We start from the raw sequence: 23808 nt of genomic DNA, 5'->3' as shown, positions 1-23808 counted from the left end.
AGGCCGCCGCTCCCCTTCCGTTCACGCTGAGCGTAGCCCGCGCAGCGGGCGAAGTCGAAGCGCCGCCAATCGCGGACAGCCTGTCGCCGGCGTGCCCTTCGACTTCGGCCTACGCTCAGGGTGAACGGCCTCAAGTAAGTGTCATTCGGTTCAGGGACAATTTCGGGGCGGCAACAGGAGTCGTCAAAACAAAGCGCCAGCCACCGTTCTGGTCTGGGCCACGGCAGTGGCCCTTGCTGCTTGCCAAACACTCATCGGTCATCGCGGATCCCGTCCAGGTGCACGTCGTGCGTGGCACAGAATCACGGGCTCAAGGGCCACCTCTTCACGGCTCGGTCCGCGTGCGGTCTTGCGTGCCACACGGGTGCCGCTTGCGCGCGCGTTTGCGTTCGTAGGCGCGTCGGATCAGCGGGTCCGGGTGGAAACGTTATTGGCGGCGAACTGGATGCAAGGGCGAGGGCTAGGCGGGCGCCTTTATCGCATGGCCGCTTGCCCCTTCCGAAGGCTCAGAACTGGTAGCCAACGCCGAGGCCAATGCCGTTGGAGCTGAGATGGATGACGTTGCCGTCTTCCCGGCTGCGTTCGTCCTGCCCGAGATAGCGGTGGACGACGTAGGCGACTGCCTGCCAGTGCGGTGCGAACTTGTATTCCAGGCCCAGTTCCTCTTCCTCATTGGTCTGTGCAAGCCGCACTTCGCCCCCTTCGGTGCGCAGGCTGTTGACCCAGGGCAGCCGTCCCAGCGTGACGTCTGCCGTGAGCTTCAGCGCGCCGGTCAACGGATAGCGCAAGTGCAGGCCCAGCGTGGGCACGGGAAGCTCCTGCACGTAGAAGTCCTCCTTCAACTCGTGACCTGTGCTGTTGGCGGCGATGCTGCCGTCGAGCCGGAAGTTGAGCATTACGTAGGTTGCGCCCACGCTGCCCCACAAGCGGCCGCCATTGCCGAAGTCGGCCAGCCGGTGCCAGTACGACGCGTCGAACGCGGCGAAATCCTGAAAATGGGTGATGGTGTCCAGGCGCCCGGGAGCGATGGTGGTGCCGTTGTAATACGCCGGCGTGTCGATCAGCGTGCGGCCGCTCAGCCGGCTGGTGGAAAACCCGAAGTGCAGCTCGCTGGAGTCGGAAAACGGCTTCCAGGCGTCCAGCTTGATGGTCTGCATATGGCTGACGCCAAGCCCGTCGTGGATGGACAGCTGCGTGCCCTGGATGGTGTTTTCACGCACGCGGACCCAGCCGCCGGGCGTCGCTTGTTCGGCGCGGACCGCCACGTGCCAGCTGTCGTCGTCTGCGTGCGCGGGAAGGCTGATCAGTCCGGCTGCCCCGGCCAGCAAGGCAGCGCTGCCGAGAATGGACCGCAGACAGGATTTCTTTCTGAACATGGCTGTGTGGCACGGGGTTGCAAGCCGCCTCGACCCGACATGGATGCCCTGAACCTGTGCCGCCAGTTTACTCTCGGCCGAAACAACGGGGGTAGCGAATCAAAAGGCGAAACGTGGCTGATCAAGCCCTGTCCCCTCGTGCGGCAGAAACAAGATCCAGGGTCCGAAACTCAGGGCCAGCGTGCACTTCTCCAGGCCAACCCACCCACTGGGGTTCTGTCCCGTTTCGATGCGATCGCAAATGAACGCACCGGCTGTTCCGCGCGCATCCGCTTGCGGCCAGATCGCCATCCGGCACGACGGCGCAAGCGCGGGTGACAGGCGTGACGCAACTCGATCCTGCACCCATGCGGGAGAGGCTCGGTATCGAGGGTCGTCATCGCCGCCATCATGAAATAGCCATCCTTCGCAGAAGTGGCAGGCGTCGCAGTCATCTGCGATGCGCGCGTGGCGCGCTTGCTCACCTACAAGCGCGTCGAACGCCATTCGGCGCTGTCGCGCTGCATCCGGATGCCTCTGATCTGCGTAGACGCAAAACACCGCGCATCGTTACGACCAGAGCCAGCGTTCGATCAGCAACCGCGCAGCGTGATCGGCGCAGGGTTTTCAGCACACGCTCTCGAACGCATCGATGCGCCGATACGTCACAGGCACGGGCGCCCCGATTCGTGCCTCTCATTCAAGGAACTTTTGTGGTCAAGCTCGCGATTCTTCATCAAACATTGCCCGTCTACATGGAACAAGACCCTCCCGAGGAGAGCAAGCACCTCGAGGTGGTGCTCAAGGCATCGGATCTGGACGTCTTTCGAGAGGGACTGCGCGACCTGCGGCCTCGCGTTCTGGTGCTGGACCTGCCTTTGCTTGGCAGTGATCCGCAGGCTGTGGTGAAGGTGCTGGAGGAGGCCGTCAAGCCCGATTTGACGATGATCGTGTACGCATTCGCCAAGTGGGATCTCGTAGAGGCGTTGCGGGGCGACAGGCGGCATGTGCTGCGGGCGCCCATCAGCGTGCGCGCGCTGCGCGCGAATCTGATTCACCTCATCGTCCGCAGCCTGCTGGAACAACCGGAAAAGGCACCGGCCCCGGCACACGCCGCCGCTGAGCGCGCGCTGCCGACAGAGCCGGCCCCGCAGCGCCGTTTCGACGATGTGCAGCTGGCGCATTTGCAGGAGATCATTCCCAACGTCGACTGCGAATGTCCCAACCAGGTTGCGGACCTTGTGCTGGCTTTGAACGCATTCGAAAACTATTCGCACGAATGCAAGAACCGCAATGCCGATGACGCCAAGGTGCATGCCATGCTCGCCCGCGCCACCGGGCACGCACGCGCGCTGATGGAATTGGCAATGATCGAACTTTGCGAATTCGAAAAGATCGATATCAGGCAGCTCTCGCACCGCGAGGAAGCCGCTGCAGCGAACGAGGTGTAGGGGAAAAGGTATCGCCATTTCGCCCGAGCCCGCTTGGGAAGAGGCGCCCAGACACCGGGACGGAGGAAGTCAAGCCGAGCTGACTTCCTCCGTCCCTTTTGCTGGCCCCTTGGAAGTGTCGGGGCAATTTTCGCCCATCTGCCACGTCGCCCAATGGTGCTGGGGCCCTTGTCCTTTTGCGCTTTCTTTCGCGATGCACTTAGTGCCACCAGCCCAAGCTGTCCGGCGAACCCTCGGGATGCGCGAACCAGCGCACCTGATTGCGCCCGCCCGGACAGGTCGTGCCCTTCGCCAAGTGCACTATCGCGCCGTTGCTCGCACCCAGTTCACCGTGATAGCAGCTGCCGAAGTTGTCCCGGTAGTCGCTCGTGGTGCAGCTCTCCCAGCGCGGGTCCGGCTGCTGGCTGCCGTGCTTTTTCACGGATAGCAGCGGCTGCCGTCATGTGTCGTGAAGTGGCCAAGGCCGGATCGGCAGTGGTCGCCGTCAACCATGCGGCTCTGCAGCACCGTGACGCCGACGTGCGTATCGCGCCACTGGGCAACATCCGCGCATGTGCGGAGCGGGGCGAACCCGGCTATCGTGCCGGTCTGATCACGAATAGACACCATGACGAAAAGCTACGAGCCACCGCTCACCACGAATCCTCACGCACCCCTCTACCGCGTCGATAAAGCGATCAAGGCAGCGCAGCAACGGCTCGATGCCGCCATCGATGCAAAGCGTCATCACACCAGCCAGAATCTTGCCCACGAGGTGATCAAGGAGGCGCGCGAGGGACTCAAGAGGTCTGAGCAGTTGCGCGTGCTCAAGATCAGGGAACTCGCGCAGGGCGCGGTGGAGGCTTGGGGGAGTCCGGCTAAACCGGGGTCAAACTAGACTCATGTCGCCGCCTTCGTTCCTGCCCATGCCCGGCACGACTGCCGGCAGACGCCTCTGGATTTCACGACCATGCGAGCATCCTCTTCGTACAGGTTACGGCTTGGGCCGAGGGGTGGTTGCCACGCTGGGTGGCAGGGTCGGCAGCGTGACCTTCGGCTGATCGCCGGTCAGGGTCCCGAGGAAAACCTCGATCTTGCCGACCTCCTCGTCGCTCAGCTTCGCGCCGAGCTGGCTGCTGCCCATGATCGCTACGGCTTGGCGAAGATCCCACACCTTGCCCGTATGGAAATAGGGCGCGGTCAGCGCGATGTTGCGCAGTGAGGGCACCCGGAACACGTATTCGTCGCTGGCCGTCTTGGTCACCGCGAAGCGCCCCTTGTCCCCCGGCGGGAGAATGTCGGCACCGGGCCGTTCTACCACGCCGAACGGGGCGTACATGCCCCCGCCCACGTTGATGCCGTTGTGGCATGCCGCGCAGCCCTTGTTGATGAATAGCGCCAGGCCTTCCTTCTGGTTCGCGTCGAGCGCTTTCTCGTTGCCTTTGAGGTAGCGATCGAACGGCGCGTTCGGTGTGATCAGGGTGGCCTCGAACAAGGCGATGGCCTTGCGCACGTTGTCGAACGTGATCGGATCGGACACGGCCGGATAGGCCTTGGCGAACACGGCGGCGTAGCCCGGAATTCCCTTGAGCTGTTCGACTACATGTGCCTCGGTGGTGTCCATCTCGACCGGGTTGACCAGCGGACCGCCGGCCTGCTGTTCAAGGTCCTTGGCACGCCCATCCCAGAATTGGGCGACGTCGAATACCGCGTTGTAGACGGTCGGCGCATTGCGACCGCCATGCTGCCAGCGATGACCCAGCGAAGTCTCCTGCAGGTCGACCCCGCCCATGCCGACCATGTGGCATGAATTGCAGCTGATGGCGTGGCTTTCGGACAGCCGAGGCTCGAAGTAAAGCATCTTGCCGAGCTCCACCTTGGCCGGGGTCGCCGCATTGCCCGGCAATGGCGGTGCGTTGGCGGGTATCGGTTTGAACAGGCCCTGGGCCTGCTTCATCAATGCGGTTTGCGACCATGCCTGGCCTGTTGCCAGGGAGGCGAGAACCATCAGCGAAACCAGCTTGATCGACGACATGCGCTGACCCTCCGCAGTTGGGTGGCAATCGAAATCATCAACGTCTGTGGCGTATCCAGGAAAACCTGGTGATGCGGGAACGCGGCGCGGGCCAGACGACCCGGGTGGATGTACCCGGGATCGTCGCCACGCCCGTCGTCCTGGCTCAACCGGAACCGTCGGCCGTGCCTGTCGATGCCGGGTCGCGCTGGCAACACCCGGATATTCGGTTCATCGGCACGGGTGGCTGTTGACCGAGATCAACAAAAGCAATGCCGAAACGAAGGTCGGCATCCGGCCTGCGACGATCGCCCGTCCTGCCCGCAACGAGGGCTTGTGAAATAAGGGGACGGAAGTAATTAAATTCGGATAATTGCCTCGTTCCCAATGCGCAAATTCCCGCGCACGGAGTGGGAGCCTGGCCGCGGTGACTGGCAGGGTGATCATGCGGCCCCGTTCATGGAACGGCCATGGCAGTCATGGTGAAAGTCGCTTTGACGCTCGGTCGCAATGAGGGCTGCTATAAGTACAGATCAGTCCTTCAGGTAGCTCCAATGCACGCTCTGCAACGCAACAATGTCCAGGTGCTCGGAGACGGTGCCGCAACGCTGGTCTTTGCGCATGGTTTTGGCTGCGACCAGAATATGTGGCGGCTCGTCGCTCCGATGTTTGCCGCCCGATTCCGGGTGGTTCTGTTCGATCTGACCGGATCGGGAAAGTCCGACCCCGCCGCCTATGACCGCAAGAAATATGACTCGCTTCATGGCTATGCGGAGGACCTGATCGAGATCATCCAGGCAACGACCGAGGGCCCCGTCATCTTCGTCGGCCACTCGGTCAGCGCCATGATCGGCGTGCTTGCGGAGAGCCGGGCGCCGGAGCTTTTTGCTGCGCACATAATGATCGGGCCGTCGCCTTGCTACATCAACGACGGCGACTACGAAGGCGGTTTTTCCCGTGAAGACATCCTGTCCCTGCTCGACACACTGAGCAGCAACTACCTCGGCTGGTCCAGCACGATGGCGCCGGCCATCATGGGTGCACCGGATCGGCCTGAGCTGGGCGAAGAACTGACCAACAGCTTTTGCCAGGCCGATCCCGAGGTGGCCAAGCAATTCGCGCGCGTGACGTTTCTGTCCGACCATCGCGCCGACGTGGCCAAGGTAACTGTCCCCACCCTGATTCTTCAGTGCAGTGACGACCTGATCGCCCCGGTGACGGTGGGCAAGTTCCTGCACAAGGCCATACCCGGCTCGACCCTGCGCGTCATCGACAACATCGGTCACTGCCCGCATCTCAGTGCGCCCGAGGCGAGCGTCCTGGCCATGGAGGACTTTCTCGTGTCGCTGGACCCGCGCCGTGTCAGCGCCTGAACTGCCTGGGCTGCTCGGGGAAATCGGGAGCAGCCCTTTCTACGACGAGGCTCCATGCGGCCTCGTGCTGACGGATGGCCATGGTCTTTTTCTGGGAGCGAACGCCACGTTCCTGAGGTGGTTTGGCTACGAACTCGGCGAGCTCGTCGGGCGCCAACGTTTCCAGGAGCTTCTCAGCGTTGGCGGCAAGATCTTTTACCAGACGCACATCGGCCCTCTGCTGGAAATGCAGGGATCGGTGGCCGAAGTCAAATTCGACATCAAGCAACATGACGGCCAGACGTTGCCCATCCTGGTCAATATCGTGGATCGTTCGAGCGGGCACGGCAAGGTTCGTCAGATCGCCGTTTTCATCGCAGAGGACCGCGCCAAGTACGAGCACGAACTCGTTCTGGCCCGGGATCGTGCCGAAGACCTGCGCGATCAACTCACGCGGGCGCGGGAGGTCGCCGAAGACCGCGCGCTTTTTGCCGAGCAAATGGTTGCCATCGTCAGCCACGATCTGCGCAATCCGTTGGCGGCGGTTTTGCTGGGCGTCGACTCGGTGCAGATGGATGCCGTCACGCCCCGGCAACAGCGGCTGCTTGCCCAGATGAGAGCGGCGGCCAATCGCGCCTCAAGGTTGGCCAACGACCTGCTGGACTTCAAGCAAGCCCGCGTCGGTGGCGGCATTCGAGTTCACCCTGTGCCGCTGGATGTGCATGCCTGCACGCGGGGAGCGCTGGCGGAGCTGCGGCTTGCCATGCCGGACCGCCAGCTCGTGCACATCGAAGAAGGTCCGGCACATCAGCTCGCGGACGCCGACCGGGTCACGCAGTTCATCGGGAACCTGGTTGGCAACGCCAACGCGTATGGCGATCCGATGCTCCCGATCACGGTGTCGTCGATCGGAAAAGCGAATGGCTTCGAAATCCGCGTACACAATCACGGCTCGCCGATCCCCGAGCATCTCCTCGGCAAGATTTTCGAACCCATGACTCGCGGCGAGCAGGCTTCCGAAGGTATCGGTCTTGGCTTGTTCATCGTCAGCCAGATCGTCAACGCCCATGGCGGTCGCATGGAGGTTCACTCCACCCGCAGCGAAGGCACGACCTTTCGGGGCTTTTTTGCCGCAGGCGAAGTTGCTGGCTAGCGGCGCAAGACCGCCAATTAAGAATGCCAAGGTATTCAATTCCCGATGGCCGCGTTTGGTCGGGCTGACGTTCTCGGTGGAAGCTTCGAAGCTTCCGTCCCCTTGTCGTTATTATCGACAAGGGGATCCTCGCGCCCCACGCCCTCTCAAGGAATCCAGGTCATGCGCGGCAGCTGCCTGTGTGGCCTGGTCGGGTACGAGATCGCCCAGCTCGACTCGCCGATCGAACATTGCTCGTGTCGCTATCCCGCAAGGCCCGCTTCGGCGTTCCATACCGCCGCCTGCGTGAAGCACTAGCACTTCCGCTGGCTGCGCGGCACCGACGTGATCAAGTCGTACGAGTCGTCGTACGAGTCGTCGCCGGGCAAGCGGCGCTATTTCTGCGGCCACTGCGGCAGCCGGCTGATCGTCCAACGCGACGGCTCGATACGATCATTGTTCGAGTCGCCACGCTCGACGACGCTCCCGGCCTTGTGCCTTCAGCCGGCCACGTCCACCACGACCTTGCCGGTGGCTGTGGCGTTCTCGATCACTTGGTAAGCCTGCTCCGCCTCGGCCAGCGCAAAACGGTGCGGGTCGAGGTGGGTGCGCAGCAGGCCGAGGTCGGCCAGCCGGGTTGCCTCGCGCAGGATCTCGCCATGATGCGCCCGGCCTTGCCCGGTCAGCAGCGGACGCAGGGTGAACACGCCGGAGTAGGTCGCGGCGCGGAACGACAGCGGTGCCAGCGCGTGGGTGCCCCAGCCCAGCGCACTGACCACGTGGCCGTGGTACGGCCTCACCGCTTCGAACGAAGCATCCAGCGTGGCGCCGCCGACGGTGTCGTAGATGACGTCGAAGCCTTCGCCGCCGGTGTGCGCCTGCACGTAGTCCGCCACGGGCGTGGCGCCGTAGTCGATCGCGGTGGCGCCGTAGCCTTCGATCATCGCCTTCTGCCTGGCGCTGCCGGTGGCGAACACCTGGGCGCCATTCGCGCGGGCAAGCTGCACGGCCAGATGGCCGACGCCGCCGGCACCGCCGTGCACCAGCACGCGCTGCCCGGCGTGCACCTGCGCCCGATCGACCAGCCCTTCGTACGCGGTGATGAAGCCCAGCGGGAGCGCGGCGGCCTCGCGCATCGACAGAGCCTTCGGCTTCAGTGCCAGCAGGGCGGCGTCCACCGCTGCGTATTCGGCCAGTGAACCCTGCACGCCGCCGACGCCGCCGGTCATGCCGTACACGTCGTCGCCAATGTGCAAACCGTCCACGTCGGGCCCCAGCGCCACCACGGTGCCGGCCAGGTCGATGCCCAGCACCGCCGGCAGCGGGTGGCGCGCGTGGCCGGCGCTGCCGGCGCGGATCTTGGTGTCCAGCGGATTGAGGCCGGCCGCGGCCACGCGCACCAGCACCTGGCCCGGGCCGGGCACCGGCAGCGCGAGTTCGCTGAGGCGAAGCGGCGCGCCGACCTGTTCCAGCACGGCGGCTTTCATGGTGAGGGGAAGGGTGTTCATGACGAGGTGTCCAGCAGGGAAGGTGCGTCCACGGTAGACCCGGGAGCGGTGCATGGAAATCGACGTTTTCGTTTTCTTTCCATGCAAAAATGCATGAACCGGAATTACGGGAGCAGGGCCGTGGAGTGGAGCGACGTACGCATCTTTCTCGCCATCGCGCGCGAGGGTTCGCTTGGCGCGGCCGCGCGCGTGGTCGGGCAGACCCAGCCGACGATGGGCCGGCGTTTGCGCGCGCTGGAAGCCGCACTTGGCCAGGCCTTGTTCCAGCGCACGGCCGATGGCTTCGTGCTCACCGACGAAGGCGCGGCCGTGATGGCCAGCGCCGAACGGATGGAGGAAGAAGCGCTCGCCTTCGAGCGCCGGCTCGCAGGCCGCGAGAGCACGCTCAGCGGCCAGCTGCGGCTGGCCGCCTCGGACTGGTTCGGCAGCTACGTACTCACGCCGGTGCTGGCCGAGTTCGCCCGTCGGCATCCTTCGGTCGCCGTGGAACTGCTCACCGACGCGCGCCTCTACAGCCTGGCGCGCCGCGAGGCCGACCTGGCGTTCCGCATCAAGGCGTTCGACGAACCGGACGTGATCTCGCGCCGCCTGCTGCGCATGCCATATGCGCTGTATGCCCGCCGCGGCCTGCCGCGTCCGCGCAAGGACGGCCGCGGCACCCGCCTGGTCACCATGAACGCCGCCTACGGCGGCATGCCCGACGTGACCTGGCTGAAGAAGCACCTGCCGCAGGCCAGCGTCGCGTTCACCAGCAACAACCGCGAAGCGCAGGCGCGCATGTGCGCCGAAAACATCGGCGTGGCCGTGCTGCCCACGGTACTCGGCGACGCCTTTCCCGAGCTCAGGCGGGTCGACCTCGGCGATCCGCCGCCATCACGCGACACCTGGCTGGGCTATCACAAGGACCTGAAGCGGCTGAACCGGCTGCGCAGCCTGCTGGAGTTGCTGGCCGAACGCTTTGCCGAGTGAGCTTTGCCTCTTCGCGGCATGGGCCATCGTGGGATTCAGTGAGTCGGAGTCGACTTTTTCCGGCCGTGCTCCACGTTGCGGCGCGAAACCCATGCCGAACACGGAAGTAATTCGACGGCCCATCCCTGCGCAGCCGTGAGCGGTTCCCCGCAGCCATCCTGGCGGGGAAGCGGGCCGGGTCGAGGCCCGACCGCAGCAGACCGGCATGATGCATGCCTCAAGCACATGGTGCACGACCGCTTGCCAATCGAACGCATGCGTGCATGATTGAGTTGAATGTCACGGTCCGTGCCTGTGGCTTGCCCTTCCGAAAAGGGGCATTGCAGTCATTACGGCCGGCGGCTTGCGATGACGGGATCCAGCAGGGGGAACTGGGAACGTGGTCCCAACAGGCTTGACCGAAACCATCAGTGTGATCCGGGCAAGCCGCATGGGGCTCCGGCCGCCTCCACGTCGTCGGCATGGACGACCCGGGCTGCGCCCATGCGCCTGCCGCCGGTCTCCGCCATCCAGCGAGGTCGCCGCATGCTGACGGCCAAGGCCTTGCAGCCCCGGGGATGGGCATCATGGTGGGCCTATCCGTACACGGTGGTCCTCACCCTGACGGCATTGTGGCTGCAGCTGGCCTTGCGCGCCGGTGAGGACCCCTCGCCCATGCTGATGGCCTTCGTGGTGTCCATCCTGCTGGGCACCCATGCCGGCGGATGGCGCACCGGCATGCTCGCAACCCTCCTGGCGTGCCTGTTGGCCGCGTATTGCCTGCTGCCGCCCCTGCACCGACCTGCCATCGGAACGACGCCCGGACTGTGGGCCCTTGTCTGGCTCGGGCTGAGCGGTGCGATCGCCAGTGCACTCCTTGCGGCGGCGCGCGGTAGCGGAACAAGCACCAATCCGGGCGCCGGGGAGGCGCGGTTCCGGGCCTACGTCGACCAGGCGGCCGATGCGATGTTCGTGCACGACGCCGCGGGGCGCTTGACCGACGTCAACCGCCAGGCCTGCGTTGCCCTGGGCCACACCCGCGAACAACTGCTGCGCCTGGACCTGTCTCAGGTCATGCAGGGATTCGACCTGCCGCGCGCCAGACAGGCATGGCAAGAGATGCAACCCGGCCAACTGCTGACCCAGCAGGTGCGGCTGCGGCGCCGGGACGGCAGCGCCTTCCCGGCCGAGGTTCGGGTCGGCTGCATCGAACTCGATGACCAGCGCAGCTACCTGGCCATGGCACGCGACACGACCGAACTGCACCGGATGACGCGTCTCTACGACGCGCTGAGCCAGGTCAACCAGGCCATCGTGTGGTCGCGCAACCGGCAGGAATTGCTCGACAAGACCTGCGAAGTACTGGTCCGTCACGGCAAGCTGCACATGGCATGGGTGGGCTGGGAGGATCCGGCCACCCATCGCCTGGTGCCGGCAGCAGTGTTCGGGGATGAATCGGCCTACGTGCAAAGCGTCGAGGTCTACAGTGACGACCGGCCGGAGGGACGCGGCCCTTCGGGCACGGCGTTCCGCAGCAATCGTCCCTACATCAGCAACCGCATGCTCGACGATCCACTGGTGCGGCTCTGGCGGGCGGACATTGAACGTCGTGGTTTCCGGTCGTCGGCGTCCTTTCCGGTGCGGATGGGGGATGAGGTCTGCGCCGTCCTCAGTGTCTATTCCGACGAACCGGAGTTTTTCCAGGACAGGGAAATCGCGCTGCTGGAGGAGACCGCCGGCGACCTGTCGTTCACGCTGGACACTCTGGCGCGTGAAGAGCAGAAACAGGCCGCGGACGCCAGGGCCCGGAGCGAGAAACTCTTCTCCGACAGCATGATCGACAGCATGCCCGGCATTGTCTATTTCTACGACGAAGCCGGGACGTTCCTGCGCTGGAACAAGAACTTCGAACGTGCTTCCGGCTACAGCGCCGAGGAAATCACGGGGATGCGACCGCTGGAGTTCTTCGCTCCGGAAGACCGTGCGCTGCTGCAGGAGCGCATCGCCGAGGTCTTCGCGCATGGCGAGTCGTCGGTCGAAGCGCCATTCCTGAGCAAGTCCGGGGCATCGACCCACTACCTCTTCACCGGTCGCCGCGTCGTGCTCGAGGGCAAGGCCTGCCTGGTGGGCATGGGCATCGACATCACCGAACGCAAGCGCGCCGAAGCTGCCTGGCGCGAGGCCGAGGAGCGGCTGGAACTGGTGGTCGAACACCTGGGCGAAGGTCTGGTGATCGCTGCCCCCGACGACAGCCTGCTGCATTGGAACCCCGAATCGCTGCGCCTGCTGGGCTTCACCGACCTTCACGAAGCCCGACGCCGCCAGCGTGAGTTCGGCGACATCTTCGAAACGTCCACCCTGGATGGGGTACGACTTGACCCGGCACAGTGGCCGCTGGCGCGCACCCGACGTGGTGACCCGGTCGAGGGCCTCGAACTCCGGGTCCGGCGCCGTGACATTCCCTGGGACCGCCTGATCAGCTTCAACGGTCGCCGGGTGGAGTACGGCGAGGGCAAGTACCTGGCCTTCATGACGCTCAACGACATCACCGACCGCAAGCAGGCCGAGCGCGCGTTGCTCGAATCGCACGACGAGCTCGAAGTGCGGATCGCCGAGCGCACCCGCGACCTGCAATCGGCGCTGGTCGCAGCCGAGGCCGCCGACCGGGTCAAATCCGCGTTCCTGGCCACGATGTCGCACGAATTGCGAACACCCCTCAACTCGATCATCGGCTTCACCGGCATCCTCCTGCAGGAGCTGGCCGGGCCGCTGAACGAGGAACAGACCAAGCAGCTGGGCATGGTCCGCGGCAGTGCGCGCCACCTGCTCGACCTGATCAGCGACGTGCTGGACATCTCCAAGATCGAGGCCGGCCAGATGGAGGTGCGCAACGAAACCTTCGACCTGCACGAGTCCCTCGAGCAGGTGGTGGCATCGGTACGACCGATGGCCGGGAAGAAGCAGCTCAGCGTGGCGCTCGACATCGACCCGGCATTGCGCGAGATGACCAGCGACCGCAGGCGGGTCGAGCAGGTCCTGCTCAACCTGCTCAACAATGCGATCAAGTTCACCGAGCGTGGAGGAGTCGCCCTGCGCGCCCGGCTGCTGCCAGCGACGGCAGCAGCCGATGGCGCAGCGCGCATGGCTCAGGTTTGCATGCAAATCAGCGATACCGGCATCGGCATCCATGCCGATGACCTGCAGAAGCTGTTCCAGCCATTTCATCAGATAGACTCGGGACTGACCCGCCAGCACGAAGGGACCGGGCTGGGACTGGCGATCTGCCGGCGATTGAGCTTCCTGCTCGGCGGCGACATCGATGCCAGCAGCATATGGGGAGAAGGCAGTACGTTCACTGTCACGCTTCCTCTGAACAGGACGGGCCGGACATGAATCGCACGGTTCTGCTGATCGAAGACAACGCACAAAATCGCTACCTCGTGACTTTCCTGCTCGAACGCAGCGGCTATCGGGTGATCACGGCCGTGGATGGCCCGGAAGGCATCCGGAAGGCGCTCGAGCTGCTCCCCGACCTGATCCTGCTCGACATCCAGCTACCGGCGATGGATGGCTATGCCGTTGCCCGCGCGCTGCGGGCGATACCGGCACTGCAGCAGACGCCGATCGTCGCCGTGACCTCCTACGCGATGGTCGGCGACCGCGAGAAATCGCTGGGGGCAGGCTGCAACGGTTACATCGAAAAACCCATCAACCCGGACACATTCGTGGCCGAGATAGGCCGGTTCGATCCAGGTCCTGCGACGGACCGGGGAGCCACATGAAGCCTGCACTGCTGAAACATGTCCTGCTGGTCGACGACAAGGAGGAGAACCTCTACTACCTGGAGGCGCTGTTCAAGGGCCACGGCTATGCGGTGACGACGGCCCGCCATGGCTCCGAGGCCCTCGTCAAGGCGCGGGCCTCGCGGCAGGACATCGTCATCTCCGACCTGCTGATGCCGGTGATGGACGGCTACACCCTCCTGCGCCACTGGAAGATGGATGCGCGCCTGGCAAAAATCCCGTTCATCGTCTACACCGCGACCTACACCGAGGCCGAGGACGAGCGCCTGGCGATGAGCCTGGGCGCGGACGCCTTCATCCTCAAGCCGGCGGAGCCGGAGGCGTTCCTGGCCCGTGTCCTTGAGGTGGAGGCCGAAATCGATACGCACCCGGAGCGCAGGTCGCCATCGGCACCGGAGGCCGATGGCGATCTGATGAAGGTCTACAGCGAGACGCTCATCCGCAAGCTGGAGCAGAAATCGCTGCAGCTGGAAGAAACCAACCGCGCACTGCAACTGGACATCGAGGCACGGATCCATACCGAGGAAAAGCTGCGGCTGCTCAACTCGGCGGTGATGCAATCCAAGGAGGCGATCCTCATCACCGACGCGCAGCTGGACCTGCCGGGGCCGCGGATCGTGTTTGCGAACCCCGCGTTCACCCGGCTGACCGGCTATGGCACCGAGGAAGTCATCGGGAAAACCCCGCGCATCCTGCAGGGCCCGGGCACGGACAGGCAGGTGATTGATCGCCTGCGCGAGCAGCTCGGGCGCGGCGAGGTGTTCGATGGCGAAGCGGTCAATTACCGCAAGGACGGCAGCGCATACGACCAGGAATGGCAGATTGCCCCGATCCGCGACGCCGACGGAGCCGTGACCCACTTCGTTGCCCTGCAGCGTGACATCACCGAGCGCAAGCGCGCCGCCGACGAGCAGCAGCAACGCGGACAGGAGCTGCAGCGCCTTACCGTCGAGCTCGAATCGGAACGGTCGCGCCTGCTCGACGCACAAGCCGTGGCGAAGCTGGGAAGCTGGGAGACCATGCTTGATACCGCAGCAGTGACCTGGTCGGCGGAGAACCATCGCATCTTCGAGACCGACCCGGCGACCTTCAGGCCCACGCACGAAGCGTTCCTGGCACTGATCCCGCCCGACCAGCGCGACCTGGTCGATGAAGCGTTCAAGCGATCATTCGACAAGGCCGACCCCTTTTGCGTCGAACATCGGCTGGATTTCCCGGACGGGCGGGTCAAGTACATCGAGGAACGCTGGCATGTCGTGTTCGACCAGCACGGCAAGCCGGTCAGGGCGCGAGGCACCAGCCAGGACATCAGTCAACGCAAGCTGGCCGAAATCGCCCTGCAAGACAGCGCGCTGCGGATCGAACGGCTCAACCGCGTGTATACCGTGCTGAGCCAGATCAGCGCGCTGAACACCAAGGTCCGAGACCGCGACGAGCTGTTCAACGAGGCCTGCAGGATCGCCGTGCACAAAGGCCGGTTCCGCATGTCGATGGTCTGTATCGCCGAACCCGGCTCGGGCCGGATCATGCCGGTCGCGTCCGCCGGGAAGAGCCCGGTCATCCTGGCCGCGGTGCAGGACCTGCTGTCGTCCGAGGAAAACGCCGCCAACACGCTGGTCGCCCGGGTCATGCGCGACAAGGCTCCGCAGATCGTGCATCAGATGCAGGGCTATCCCAGGGTGCTGCTCGACGAGCTTTACGCGGTTTACGGGGTCGGCTCGCTCGCCGCGCTGCCGCTCGTCGTGGACGACCAGGCCATCGGCGTCATCGTCCTGTACGCGCATGACAGCAATTTCTTCCAGAGCGAGGAAATGGGCCTGTTGCTCTCGGACCTGGCCCGCGAGGTGGCATTTGCCATCGTCCATATCGACAGGCAGGACCGGCTCGACTACCTGTCCTACTACGATCCGCTGACCGGGCTGGCCAACCGGACGCTGTTCCTGGAGCGTATCGCGCAGATGATGCGCAACAACCAGGACGACGGTGACAGGCTCGCCCTTTTCGTCTTCGACCTGGAGCGATTCAACAGCATCAACGAAACGCTCGGCCGCGATGCCGGCGACATGCTCCTGCGCCAGGTCGCGCAGTGGATGATCGACAACACGCGGGACGCCAGCCTGTTGGCCCGCATCGGCACCGACCATTTCGCCTTCGTGCTGCCCAAGGTCTCGCCGAGCGGGAACATCGCCGTCCTGTTCGAAAAGACCATGGAGCGGTTCCTGCAGCACGAGTTCAAGCTCGATGGCCACGTCTTCCGCATCTCGGCCAAGGCCGGGATCGCGGTCTATCCGAACGATGGCGAGGCCACCGACATTCTCTTCAAGCACGCCGAAGCGGCGCTCAAGGCTGCCAAGACGCGGGGCGAGCGTTACCTGTTCTTCAACAAGGCGATGACCGAACGGACCGCGGTGAACCTGGCCCTGGAAAACCAGCTGCGGCGCGCCCTGGACAACAACGAGTTCGTGCTGCACTACCAGCCGAAACTGGACCTTGCCACCGGCGAAATCATCGGCGCCGAGGCCTTGATGCGCTGGAACAGCCCGCACTCCGGGCTGGTGCCGCCAGACCAGTTCATCCCCGTGCTGGAACAGACCGGCATGATCCAGGAGGTCGGCCGCTGGGCGCTGCGCCAGGTAATCCAGGATTACCTGGACTGGTGCGACGCCGGCCGCGCTGCCTGGCGCATCGCGGTCAACGTATCGGCATTGCAACTGCGCAACCGCGACTTCGTCGACGAGATCGCCCGACTGGTCTCCGTCGACCCGCGCGCCGCCGACGGGCTTGAACTGGAAATCACCGAAAGCATGCTGATGGAGGACATCGACCACGGGGTCAAGACCTTCCAGGGTATCCGCGCCCTGGGCGTGCATATCACCCTGGACGACTTCGGCACCGGTTTTTCCTCCCTGGCCTACCTGACCCGATTGCCGCTTGACGTGCTCAAGATCGACCGATCGTTCATACACGACATGACCCTGGGACCCAATGGCGTTTCCGTCGTTTCCAACATCATCAAGCTTGCGCACTCGCTCAATCTCAGGGTGGTCGCCGAGGGCATCGAAACGCAGGAGCAGGCCAGGCTGCTTGGCATCCTCGAATGCGACGGGGTACAGGGCTTCCTGTACAGCGGGCCGGTGCCGCGTGACGTCCTGGAAGACAGGTTCATGCCGGTGCCGACCTGAGCTGCGGGCCAATCCAGGCACATTTTTCCCCGCACTTCCTTTGCGCTCCTGACCACTCGTGGCAACGACTGCTATCGTGCAGAGCCCATTGAATCTGGCTATCGTGCCGTTCCGATCAGGGAAGGACGCCATGACGAAACGCTACGATCCACCGCTCACTGCGGATGGGCACAGCCCGATCTATCGCGTCGATAAAGCGATCAAGCTGGCCCGGCAACGTCTCGGTGCCGCGATCGACGCAAAAGGCCATCACACCACCAGAATCTGGCCCACGAGGTCATCAAGGAAGCACGCGACGCCCTCAGGAAGGCCGAGAAATTGCGTGTGTTGAAGATGGCGGAACTCGCCGCTTCGACCAAACCGGGGGCAGCGCCGCTTGACCCGTAGCGCCGCTCGATCGCGCGGGCCGGTTTCGCCGGATACCATGTCGTTTCCCACAACCGCGGAACCGCCCATGTCCCTCTCGATGCACGCCGCGTCCGTTCCCTTGTTCCAGCAGATGCTCGCCGCGCTGGGTGGCGTCCTGGCCAAGGCGGACTCTTTTGCCGCCGAACGCAAGATCGAGCCTGCCGCGCTGCTGCAGGCGCGGTTGTTCCCCGACATGTTCCCGCTGGCGCGCCAGGTGCAGATCGCCTGCGACTTCGCCACCAGCGTGTCGGCGCGGCTTGCTGGCGCGGAGGTTCCTGCCTTCGAGGGTGGCGACCAGACGTTCGCCGACCTGCAGCAGCGGATCAATGCGACGCTGGCCTTCATCGACGGCCTGGACGCGGCGCGCTTCGAAGGCAGCGAGGCACGCGAACTCGTGTTGCGCCCCGGCACACCCAAGGAACGCCGCATCGGCGGGCAGGCCTACCTGCTGGCCTACGGGTTGCCGCAGTTCTTCTTCCATGTCACCACCGCGTACGACCTGCTGCGTCACAACGGCGTGGAGATCGGCAAGAAGGACTACATGGGCGCGTACTGACGCACCTGTCGGGATACTTGCAACCAGAGGCGAGCTGGCGTCGGCCGGCTTGTGCAACAAGCGCGAGGTACATCGCTCCCATCCCGCCATCGATGCGGTACTGCGCGCCGGTGCCGAAGGTGCTTTCGTCGGAGGTCAGGAACAGCACCGGGTTTGGCTGCCGATGAGGTGTTGATCACGCTGCCGAAGCCAGCCGGGTATATGTGCGACAGCGCATGCTTCTTCGCTTCCTCCTGACCGGGTAGGTCGGGGCGCTCAAGGAGCGACATGGGGCGGTGGCAGTCGGTGGACAGGGCGACGGATGCAAGGGCACGTCCTGGCTCGGACGAGGCTTGAGTGCTGCCCCTGGCGCAGATCGCGGAGCCAGTGCGTCCGGCTTGCTCTCTCTGGGTTCCACCACGCGCGTCGCGCTGTATGATCATGAAGCGTACGTACGCCATGGAGACTCACTCGCCGTCATCGGTGCCGAATGGGCACGGGCGCAATGCACAGGTACTGCATGTCAGACGCTGAGAAGACCGCGATACCGCAAGTCCACGCATTCCGGGTCACCCGGACGTTCCAGGCGCTGTTGCGCCTCGGCCTGGCGCTGGTGCCGTTCGTTGCAATCGCCTACCTGCAGCTGTTCCAGGATCCGTCGATGACCTTCCGGAACCATGGTATCCACGAACTGGCCATCGCGGTGTCGACGCTGCTGAGCGGCTTCATCACCTACGTCACCTGGGTCTGTTACCGCTCCTCCGGCGAGGTCTTCCTGCGCTGGCTGGTGCTGGGGCTGCTGGGGTTCACCCTGTTGTACGCACTGCATGGTCTGTTCACCGGCCTGAGTGAGCACCACCCGTATCTGTTCGCCATCTACGGGCCAGTGTCGCGGCTGGCGATGGCCGCCTGCTGCCTGGTGGCGATGCGGCGCTTCGGCGTGCCTGCCGAGGAGCCCGGGGATCGACGCCTTGGGTGGTTCTGGTGGACCGGCCTCGGCGTCTTCGCGGCGGCCGCGGTGCTCGCCGGCGTGGGCGCGCTATTCTTGCCGGGCTGGATGAATCTGGTCCGGAAGGGCGTGGAGACGCTGGCGCTGGTGACCAGCGCACTGGCGATCATCGCCTTCCAGATCCGGCCAGCCCGCTCGCCTCTGATGATGGCGTACATTTTTTCGCTATCGCTGTTCGCGCAGTCGTCGCTGTCGTTCCTGCTGGCGTCGGAATGGAGCCACCAGTGGTGGCTGGCGCATGCGATCTTTGCCGCCGGTTTCTTCGTGCTGAGTTACGGCATCATTCAGGCCTACCACACCACTCGCTCGTTCTCGGCGGCCTACAGCCAGGAAGAGGTAATGGAGCAGTTGCGGCTGGAAAAATTGCGTGCCGACCAGGCGCTGGTGAAGTTGGAGGATGCGAACCAGCGGTTGCTGGCACTGGCCGCGACCGATGCGCTGACCGGCGCCGCAAACCGCCGGCAGTATGGCGACCGGGTGGTGGCCGAAGTGGCGCGTGCGCAGCGAAAGGGGTTCCCGCTGGCCCTGCTGGCGCTGGACGTGGACCATTTCAAGCAGGTCAACGACGCACACGGGCACCCGGCCGGGGACGCGGTCCTGAAGGCTTTCGTCGGCGTGATGCAGGCGATCGTGCGACCCAGCGACCTGGTTACCCGCACCGGCGGTGAGGAGTTCAAGATCCTGTTGCCTGATACCGGCCTGGAGGAAGCCGTCGCCATCGCCGAGCGTGTTCGCTCGGGTGTGGCGGCCATGGAGGTGCGCCTGGATGCCGACGCGGCCCCGATCGGGGTCACCGTGAGCATCGGCTGTGCGCTGCTGGTCGGTGACATGGCCTCCACCGAGACGGTGGCGGACGAACGCCTGTACCTCGCGAAGACGCAGGGTCGCAACCGTGTGGTCTGGCGCGATGCCACCACCGGCGCGGAAAATGGTGTCAGCGACAATTCCTGATGGTGAGTCTTCGGTTGCGAGGCCGGATGCCCGTGCCGCGCCTCGAACATCTGTAGCACAATCACCCGGCGGCGATGTGCAGCCGGCAGTGCATCGTTCGGTGTCGATGCCGGTCACTGGCTAATGGGGGAAACGACATGACGCTCGATCGGAGGTTTCTGCTCTGCGGTTTTGCCTATGCCATCGCGGGCATGGGGCTCGGCATCTACATGGCGGCTTCGCACAACCACGCATTGTTTGTTGCGCACGCGCATATCCTGCTGGTGGGCTTCGTGGTGTCCTTCATCTATGGGCTGGTCCACAAGCTGTGGATCGCCGGCGCACGCACCCGGCTCGCCGTCTTCCAGTTCTACCTGCACCAGCTGTCGACGCTGTTGATGAGCGTGGGCCTGGTACTGCTTTACGCCGGCCTGGTTCCCGATCCGACGATCGGGCCGCTGCTCGGCCTGGCGTCCGTGGGCGTGCTGATCGCCGTGGTGTTGATGGCCTGGCTGGTCATGCGATCGCCCGGCTGAGCGAAAAAAGGAAAAGGTGTCAGGGACAAATTCGAAGCGGCCAAGGAAGTAGTCAATTGCCCCTGGCACCATGCTTCATCGTCATCCGGATATCAGCCTGCGGCATCGCCTCCCGGCCGGCCGTCCGCGTCGATTGCTGGTGGCAACCATCAGCCACGCGCCAACGAGCCGAAAGTCTGGTCTACCTCGAGGCGCTCGCTGGCCGAGGTGTTGCCCGACGACAACCGTGCGTTGCCGCGCCTGATCAGGAAGCAGAAGCTCCACTTCATCCGGAGCAGCCGCCGCAGCATATGGTCGGCAACTGCACCACCTGTTCCGGTGCCACTGTCCAACCGGTTCGCCGCAGTACCTCGACCAGGTCCTCCACGGCCACGTAGGAGGATATCCGCATCACCAGGCCACTCATGTCGAGATCGACCACCGTGTTCGGATCGACATCGAACATGGCATCCTGGACGACGTCGGAGCCGGGACACGCCTCGGTGAGTGCGATATGGAATTCCATCGTATGGCCTCGTTTCATGCATACCGTTGTGGTGCTGCGATATCACATGTTTGCCGAGCAGCGCGGTTGTCGTCTTGATCCTGGTCAGGCATCAGGAACATTTGGCGCTTGTCCGGGTCCGTTGGATCCACGTCTCCGAGCCGAGTTTCGTCAGCCGATCGAAGCCGCGCCAGTAAACGCCGCAATTGAGCGGTCAAAGCGCGCTTGTAAAAAGGTGTCGGACAATTTCGGGGTGGTCCGGCATTGGGCGAGTTGTCCCGGACACCTGTTCCCCCAGGTAGTGGAGCGTCCCTGCCTCTGCCAACGTTGCAACCGGCTTCAATGTGTCTGCGGTTTTCACCGCGCAACGAGGTCCTTGCGCCTAGGCTGGGTTTGCGCTCCAACGCGAGGCTGCCATGGCATCCAGAAAGACGCTCAAGCTGGCAACCTACAACGTCAACGGCATCGCCACGCGCCTGCCGCACCTGCTTGAGTGGTTGCAGGAAGCGCGGCCCGATGTCGTCGCGTTGCAGGAGCTCAAGGCGACCGATGAGGCGTTTCCCGTCGGTGCGCTGGAGCATGCCGGTTACGGCGCGATATGGCAGGGGCAGCGGTCGTGGAACGGCGTGGCGCTGCTTGGCCGCGGCGTCGTGCCGTTGGAGAGCCGGCGCGGCCTGCCAGGCGATGCGAAGGACGAGCAGAGTCGCTACATCGAGGCGGCGATCCACGGCATCGTCGTCGGCGGGCTCTATCTGCCGAACGGCAATCCTCAACCGGGCCCGAAATTCGACTACAAGCTCCGATGGATGGCGCGTTTGCACAGGCACGCGCAGACGCTGGTCGGGTTGTCGCATCCGGCGGTGCTGCTGGGCGATTTCAATGTCATCCCGACCGATGCGGATGTCTACGACACGAAGGCCTTCCGCAAGGACGCGCTGATGCAGCCGGCGGTTCGCGAAGCGTACGCGGCGCTGCTCGCGCAGGGTTGGACGGACGCGCTGCGCGACGTGCTCGGCGACGCGCAGGTCTACACGTTCTGGGACTACTTCCGTCACCACGCAGAACGCGACCGCGGCCTGCGCATCGATCACCTGCTGTTGAACCCGGTGTTGGCCGCGCGGCTCAAGTCCGCCGGCGTGGATCGCTGGGTGCGTCTGAAGGACAAGGCCAGCGACCACGCGCCCACGTGGATCGAGGTTGAAAAGAGGTCTGAAAAAGGAAACCTCGGGGGCGGAGGCAATTGAACGGTTCAACCCGCTCTTGGTCGGCACCACTGTCGCCAGGCGAGCCTCGTCAACGACCTCAGGCTGGTGCCCATTCGCAATGGAATGAGGAGTCGGGTGCATTTAATTCAAAAACAGCGAAAGCGTTCGAAATTGATGTCAGGGAAGACTTCTGCAAGTAAATCTTCCTTGACGCACTTGTTCCTGTCGACTCGAGGATTTTTCCATGGCGGATGTTGTGCGGTGGAGCCGGTCGCTCAACTCCGGTGCGGGCGGTTTTCAGCCAAGCCGCGCAGCCTCGATCGCGGCGATGTCGATCTTCGTCATCGTCATCATCGCCTCGAACGCGCGCCTGGCAGCGGCGGGATCCGGATCGGTGACCGCCGCCATCAGGGCGCGCGGGGTGATCTGCCACGACAGGCCCCACTTGTCCTTGCACCAGCCGCACTCGCTGGCCTGGCCGCCGTAGTCGATGATCGCATTCCACAGGCGGTCGGTTTCGGCCTGGTCGTCGGTCGCCACCTGGAACGAGAACGCATTGGTGTGCGGGACGCCGGGGCCGCCGTTCATGCCCAGACAGGGGATGCCCATGACCGTGAACTCAACCATCAGCACGTCGCCCTGCTTGCCCGCGGGATAGTCGCCCGGCGCGCGGTGGACCGCGCCCACGGCGCTATCCGGGAACGTCTTGGCGTAGAACGTTGCGGCATCCAGGGCGGTGCCGTCGTACCAAAGGCAAATCGTGTTCTTGCTGGCCATCTTGGTTCTCCTGGTTCAGGGCGGCGAGGATGCCCTTCATTGCTTCGACGAACGACGGATGCCCGGATCGACACGCGAGACAAGGGAGCGGAGTGATCAGGCTCAGGTTTGGCGCTTGCGGCGTTCCGGCTTCAGGGCAGACATTTGGCCGCTGCAAACGTCGTCAACACTTTATCCGGCAGGGCGCCGTCATGGAAAAGAGGAGTCCGGCGCAGATCGAATGGGGCAAATGAACCCGCACTTCTGCTTCGGCTCGCTACTTCATCCGGGTATCGGTCGCCAGCCAGTTGATCTCCCAGGTCTTGCCGCCGTCGTCCGAGAAGGGCTGCGCGAAGCGGATCGTGTCGGCGTCGAGCGGCGTGATCACGAAACGGACGAAGATGGCGCGCGATGCGCGTAGAGATTTGCACTTCGTTGTGATGTGCAATCCCCTGGCGAACCGCCGACATTCCCCCGGTAACAGAGCGCGGCCAGTAAAAAACAAGCGCTCGGAATAGGCGTCAGGTTATGGACTTTTCTGTAAGAACGAATCACGGTGCTTCCGTCGGCACCGTACCGTAACCGGCAGCCTGCAATTCTTCGCGCGCGGTCAGAGCCGACAGTGCCAGGGTCACGCCGGAATCCACCTCGTCGGCGGTGATGCCCTGATGCCCCATTGCCTGGTCGCACGCCACCATCTTCACATGGGCCTTGCGCAATTGCGAAAGCAACCTGGCGTTCGGATTGGCGTGACCGAACCTGTGCCGGTATTCCTCGTCGGACAGGACCAGGTTTACGCCGGTGCCGTAGAAAAGCACCACCATGTGCACCTTGTCCGAGGGCACGCCGGCCAGTGCATACAGATTGAGTATCTTGGCCGCCGTATTCAGGCGCGCGTTGACCTTGCCGTGCATCACCTGATCGTTGTCGATATCCACGAGTACGCGATGCACCGCTTGCGCAGACGGCATCGTCGCACTCCGATCCACCGGCAGCACGCCGCCGGCGGCCTGCACGCGCGGGAACACCAGGTTCGGATTGGTGCGGCCGGAGCGGTATGCCATCAGCGCGAACACGCATCCCATCAGCAGCACCACACCAGCGCCTGCCCACAGGATCAGTCGGCGTGGCAAGCGGCGAATCGTTTGGCCCGAGGGCGCGGTTTCACTTTGGTAGAGCATCGTTATTCTCCGGTTTGTCCCTGGTCTTCATGCGTTACGG

The 23808-nt window shown here is 64.2% G+C and carries 21 protein-coding genes; 13 read left to right on the top strand and 8 right to left on the bottom strand.

Translation table 11 applies throughout. The features are described from left to right. Positions 1-506: 506 nt before the first annotated feature. Positions 507-1376, bottom strand: a complete 870-nt coding sequence (locus tag CIW53_RS13640) for a hypothetical protein (protein WP_149365253.1) — start codon at positions 1374-1376, stop codon at positions 507-509. Positions 1377-2068: 692 nt separating this feature from the next. On the opposite strand from CIW53_RS13640, the gene CIW53_RS13635 reads away from it, so the two are divergent. Then, on the top strand, positions 2069-2806 hold the full coding sequence (locus CIW53_RS13635; protein WP_149365252.1) for a hypothetical protein: 738 nt from the start codon (positions 2069-2071) through the stop codon (positions 2804-2806). Between the two features lie 199 nt (positions 2807-3005). Here the strand turns inward: CIW53_RS13635 and CIW53_RS13630 are convergent, their stop codons facing one another. Beyond that, positions 3006-3227 carry a hypothetical protein gene (locus tag CIW53_RS13630; protein ID WP_149365251.1) on the bottom strand — a complete coding sequence of 74 codons (222 nt, stop codon included), beginning with the start codon at positions 3225-3227 and terminating at the stop codon, positions 3006-3008. Between the two features lie 186 nt (positions 3228-3413). On the opposite strand from CIW53_RS13630, the gene CIW53_RS17690 reads away from it, so the two are divergent. Next, positions 3414-3683: a hypothetical protein gene (locus CIW53_RS17690; protein WP_172969675.1), complete on the top strand. Its 270-nt coding sequence runs from the start codon at positions 3414-3416 to the stop codon at positions 3681-3683. A gap of 96 nt (positions 3684-3779) precedes the next feature. On the opposite strand, the gene CIW53_RS13620 is transcribed toward CIW53_RS17690, so the two are convergent. After that, positions 3780-4820 carry a cytochrome-c peroxidase gene (locus CIW53_RS13620; protein ID WP_149365249.1) on the bottom strand — a complete coding sequence of 347 codons (1041 nt, stop codon included), beginning with the start codon at positions 4818-4820 and terminating at the stop codon, positions 3780-3782. A 449-nt stretch (positions 4821-5269) separates the two neighbouring features. On the opposite strand from CIW53_RS13620, the gene CIW53_RS13615 reads away from it, so the two are divergent. From CIW53_RS13615 to CIW53_RS18090, 3 genes are all read left to right on the top strand, one after another. After that, positions 5270-6172: an alpha/beta hydrolase gene (locus CIW53_RS13615; protein ID WP_242451912.1), complete on the top strand. Its 903-nt coding sequence runs from the start codon at positions 5270-5272 to the stop codon at positions 6170-6172. Then, positions 6159-7304, top strand: a complete 1146-nt coding sequence (locus CIW53_RS13610) for a PAS domain-containing sensor histidine kinase (RefSeq protein ID WP_149365248.1) — start codon at positions 6159-6161, stop codon at positions 7302-7304. The genes CIW53_RS13615 and CIW53_RS13610 overlap by 14 nt, the downstream gene beginning before the upstream one ends. A 162-nt stretch (positions 7305-7466) precedes the next feature. Next, a complete protein-coding gene (locus CIW53_RS18090; RefSeq protein WP_277949640.1) occupies positions 7467-7601 on the top strand; it encodes a hypothetical protein in 135 nt (44 codons plus the stop codon). A gap of 182 nt (positions 7602-7783) precedes the next feature. Here the strand turns inward: CIW53_RS18090 and CIW53_RS13600 are convergent, their stop codons facing one another. Next, positions 7784-8791, bottom strand: coding sequence for a zinc-dependent alcohol dehydrogenase family protein (locus CIW53_RS13600; RefSeq protein ID WP_149365247.1), 1008 nt, complete (start codon positions 8789-8791; stop codon positions 7784-7786). 93 nt (positions 8792-8884) lie between these two features. Here CIW53_RS13600 and CIW53_RS13595 point away from each other — a divergent pair, with 93 nt between their 5' ends. The 4 genes from CIW53_RS13595 to CIW53_RS13580 all read left to right on the top strand — a co-directional run bounded on the left by CIW53_RS13595 (position 8885) and on the right by CIW53_RS13580 (position 16724). Then, positions 8885-9760, top strand: a complete 876-nt coding sequence (locus tag CIW53_RS13595) for a LysR family transcriptional regulator (RefSeq protein WP_242451911.1) — start codon at positions 8885-8887, stop codon at positions 9758-9760. Positions 9761-10243: 483 nt separating this feature from the next. Then, on the top strand, positions 10244-13132 hold the full coding sequence (locus CIW53_RS13590; RefSeq protein ID WP_172969673.1) for a PAS domain S-box protein: 2889 nt from the start codon (positions 10244-10246) through the stop codon (positions 13130-13132). After that, entirely contained in the window at positions 13129-13521 is a 393-nt protein-coding gene (locus tag CIW53_RS13585; protein WP_149365245.1) for a response regulator, read from the top strand. The genes CIW53_RS13590 and CIW53_RS13585 overlap by 4 nt, the downstream gene beginning before the upstream one ends. Beyond that, positions 13518-16724: an EAL domain-containing protein gene (locus CIW53_RS13580; protein ID WP_149365244.1), complete on the top strand. Its 3207-nt coding sequence runs from the start codon at positions 13518-13520 to the stop codon at positions 16722-16724. Before CIW53_RS13585 ends, CIW53_RS13580 begins: the two co-directional genes overlap by 4 nt. Before the next feature lie 249 nt (positions 16725-16973). On the opposite strand, the gene CIW53_RS17685 is transcribed toward CIW53_RS13580, so the two are convergent. Next, positions 16974-17180, bottom strand: a complete 207-nt coding sequence (locus CIW53_RS17685; protein WP_172969672.1) for a hypothetical protein — start codon at positions 17178-17180, stop codon at positions 16974-16976. Here CIW53_RS17685 and CIW53_RS13570 point away from each other — a divergent pair. The 3 genes from CIW53_RS13570 (at position 17179) to CIW53_RS13555 (ending at position 20142) form a co-directional block, all read left to right on the top strand. After that, a complete protein-coding gene (locus CIW53_RS13570; RefSeq protein ID WP_149365243.1) occupies positions 17179-17688 on the top strand; it encodes a DUF1993 domain-containing protein in 510 nt (169 codons plus the stop codon). The genes CIW53_RS17685 and CIW53_RS13570 overlap by 2 nt on opposite strands. A gap of 499 nt (positions 17689-18187) precedes the next feature. After that, positions 18188-19627 carry a diguanylate cyclase gene (locus CIW53_RS13560; RefSeq protein ID WP_149365242.1) on the top strand — a complete coding sequence of 480 codons (1440 nt, stop codon included), beginning with the start codon at positions 18188-18190 and terminating at the stop codon, positions 19625-19627. Between the two features lie 137 nt (positions 19628-19764). Continuing rightward, complete coding sequence (locus CIW53_RS13555) at positions 19765-20142, top strand: TonB-dependent receptor (RefSeq protein WP_149365241.1); 378 nt, start codon at positions 19765-19767, stop codon at positions 20140-20142. A 265-nt stretch (positions 20143-20407) separates the two neighbouring features. Here the strand turns inward: CIW53_RS13555 and CIW53_RS13545 are convergent, their stop codons facing one another. Next, a complete protein-coding gene (locus tag CIW53_RS13545) occupies positions 20408-20647 on the bottom strand; it encodes a hypothetical protein (RefSeq protein WP_149365240.1) in 240 nt (79 codons plus the stop codon). Positions 20648-21042: 395 nt separating this feature from the next. On the opposite strand from CIW53_RS13545, the gene xth reads away from it, so the two are divergent. Then, positions 21043-21870, top strand: coding sequence for an exodeoxyribonuclease III (gene xth, locus CIW53_RS13540; RefSeq protein WP_149365239.1), 828 nt, complete (start codon positions 21043-21045; stop codon positions 21868-21870). 258 nt (positions 21871-22128) lie between these two features. On the opposite strand, the gene CIW53_RS13535 is transcribed toward xth, so the two are convergent. Both CIW53_RS13535 and CIW53_RS13530 read right to left on the bottom strand, forming a co-directional pair. Continuing rightward, positions 22129-22608 carry a VOC family protein gene (locus CIW53_RS13535; RefSeq protein WP_149365238.1) on the bottom strand — a complete coding sequence of 160 codons (480 nt, stop codon included), beginning with the start codon at positions 22606-22608 and terminating at the stop codon, positions 22129-22131. A gap of 530 nt (positions 22609-23138) precedes the next feature. Further along, complete coding sequence (locus CIW53_RS13530; RefSeq protein ID WP_172969671.1) at positions 23139-23720, bottom strand: DsrE family protein; 582 nt, start codon at positions 23718-23720, stop codon at positions 23139-23141. Between the last annotated feature and the right edge of the window lie 88 nt (positions 23721-23808).

Origin of the sequence: Rhodanobacter sp. T12-5 (assembly GCF_008329435.1) — a bacterium.
In the GTDB taxonomy this organism is placed as follows: Bacteria; Pseudomonadota; Gammaproteobacteria; order Xanthomonadales; family Rhodanobacteraceae; genus Rhodanobacter.
Note: the sequence above shows the minus strand (reverse complement) of the source record. Positions and strands in the feature narration are given on the sequence as shown.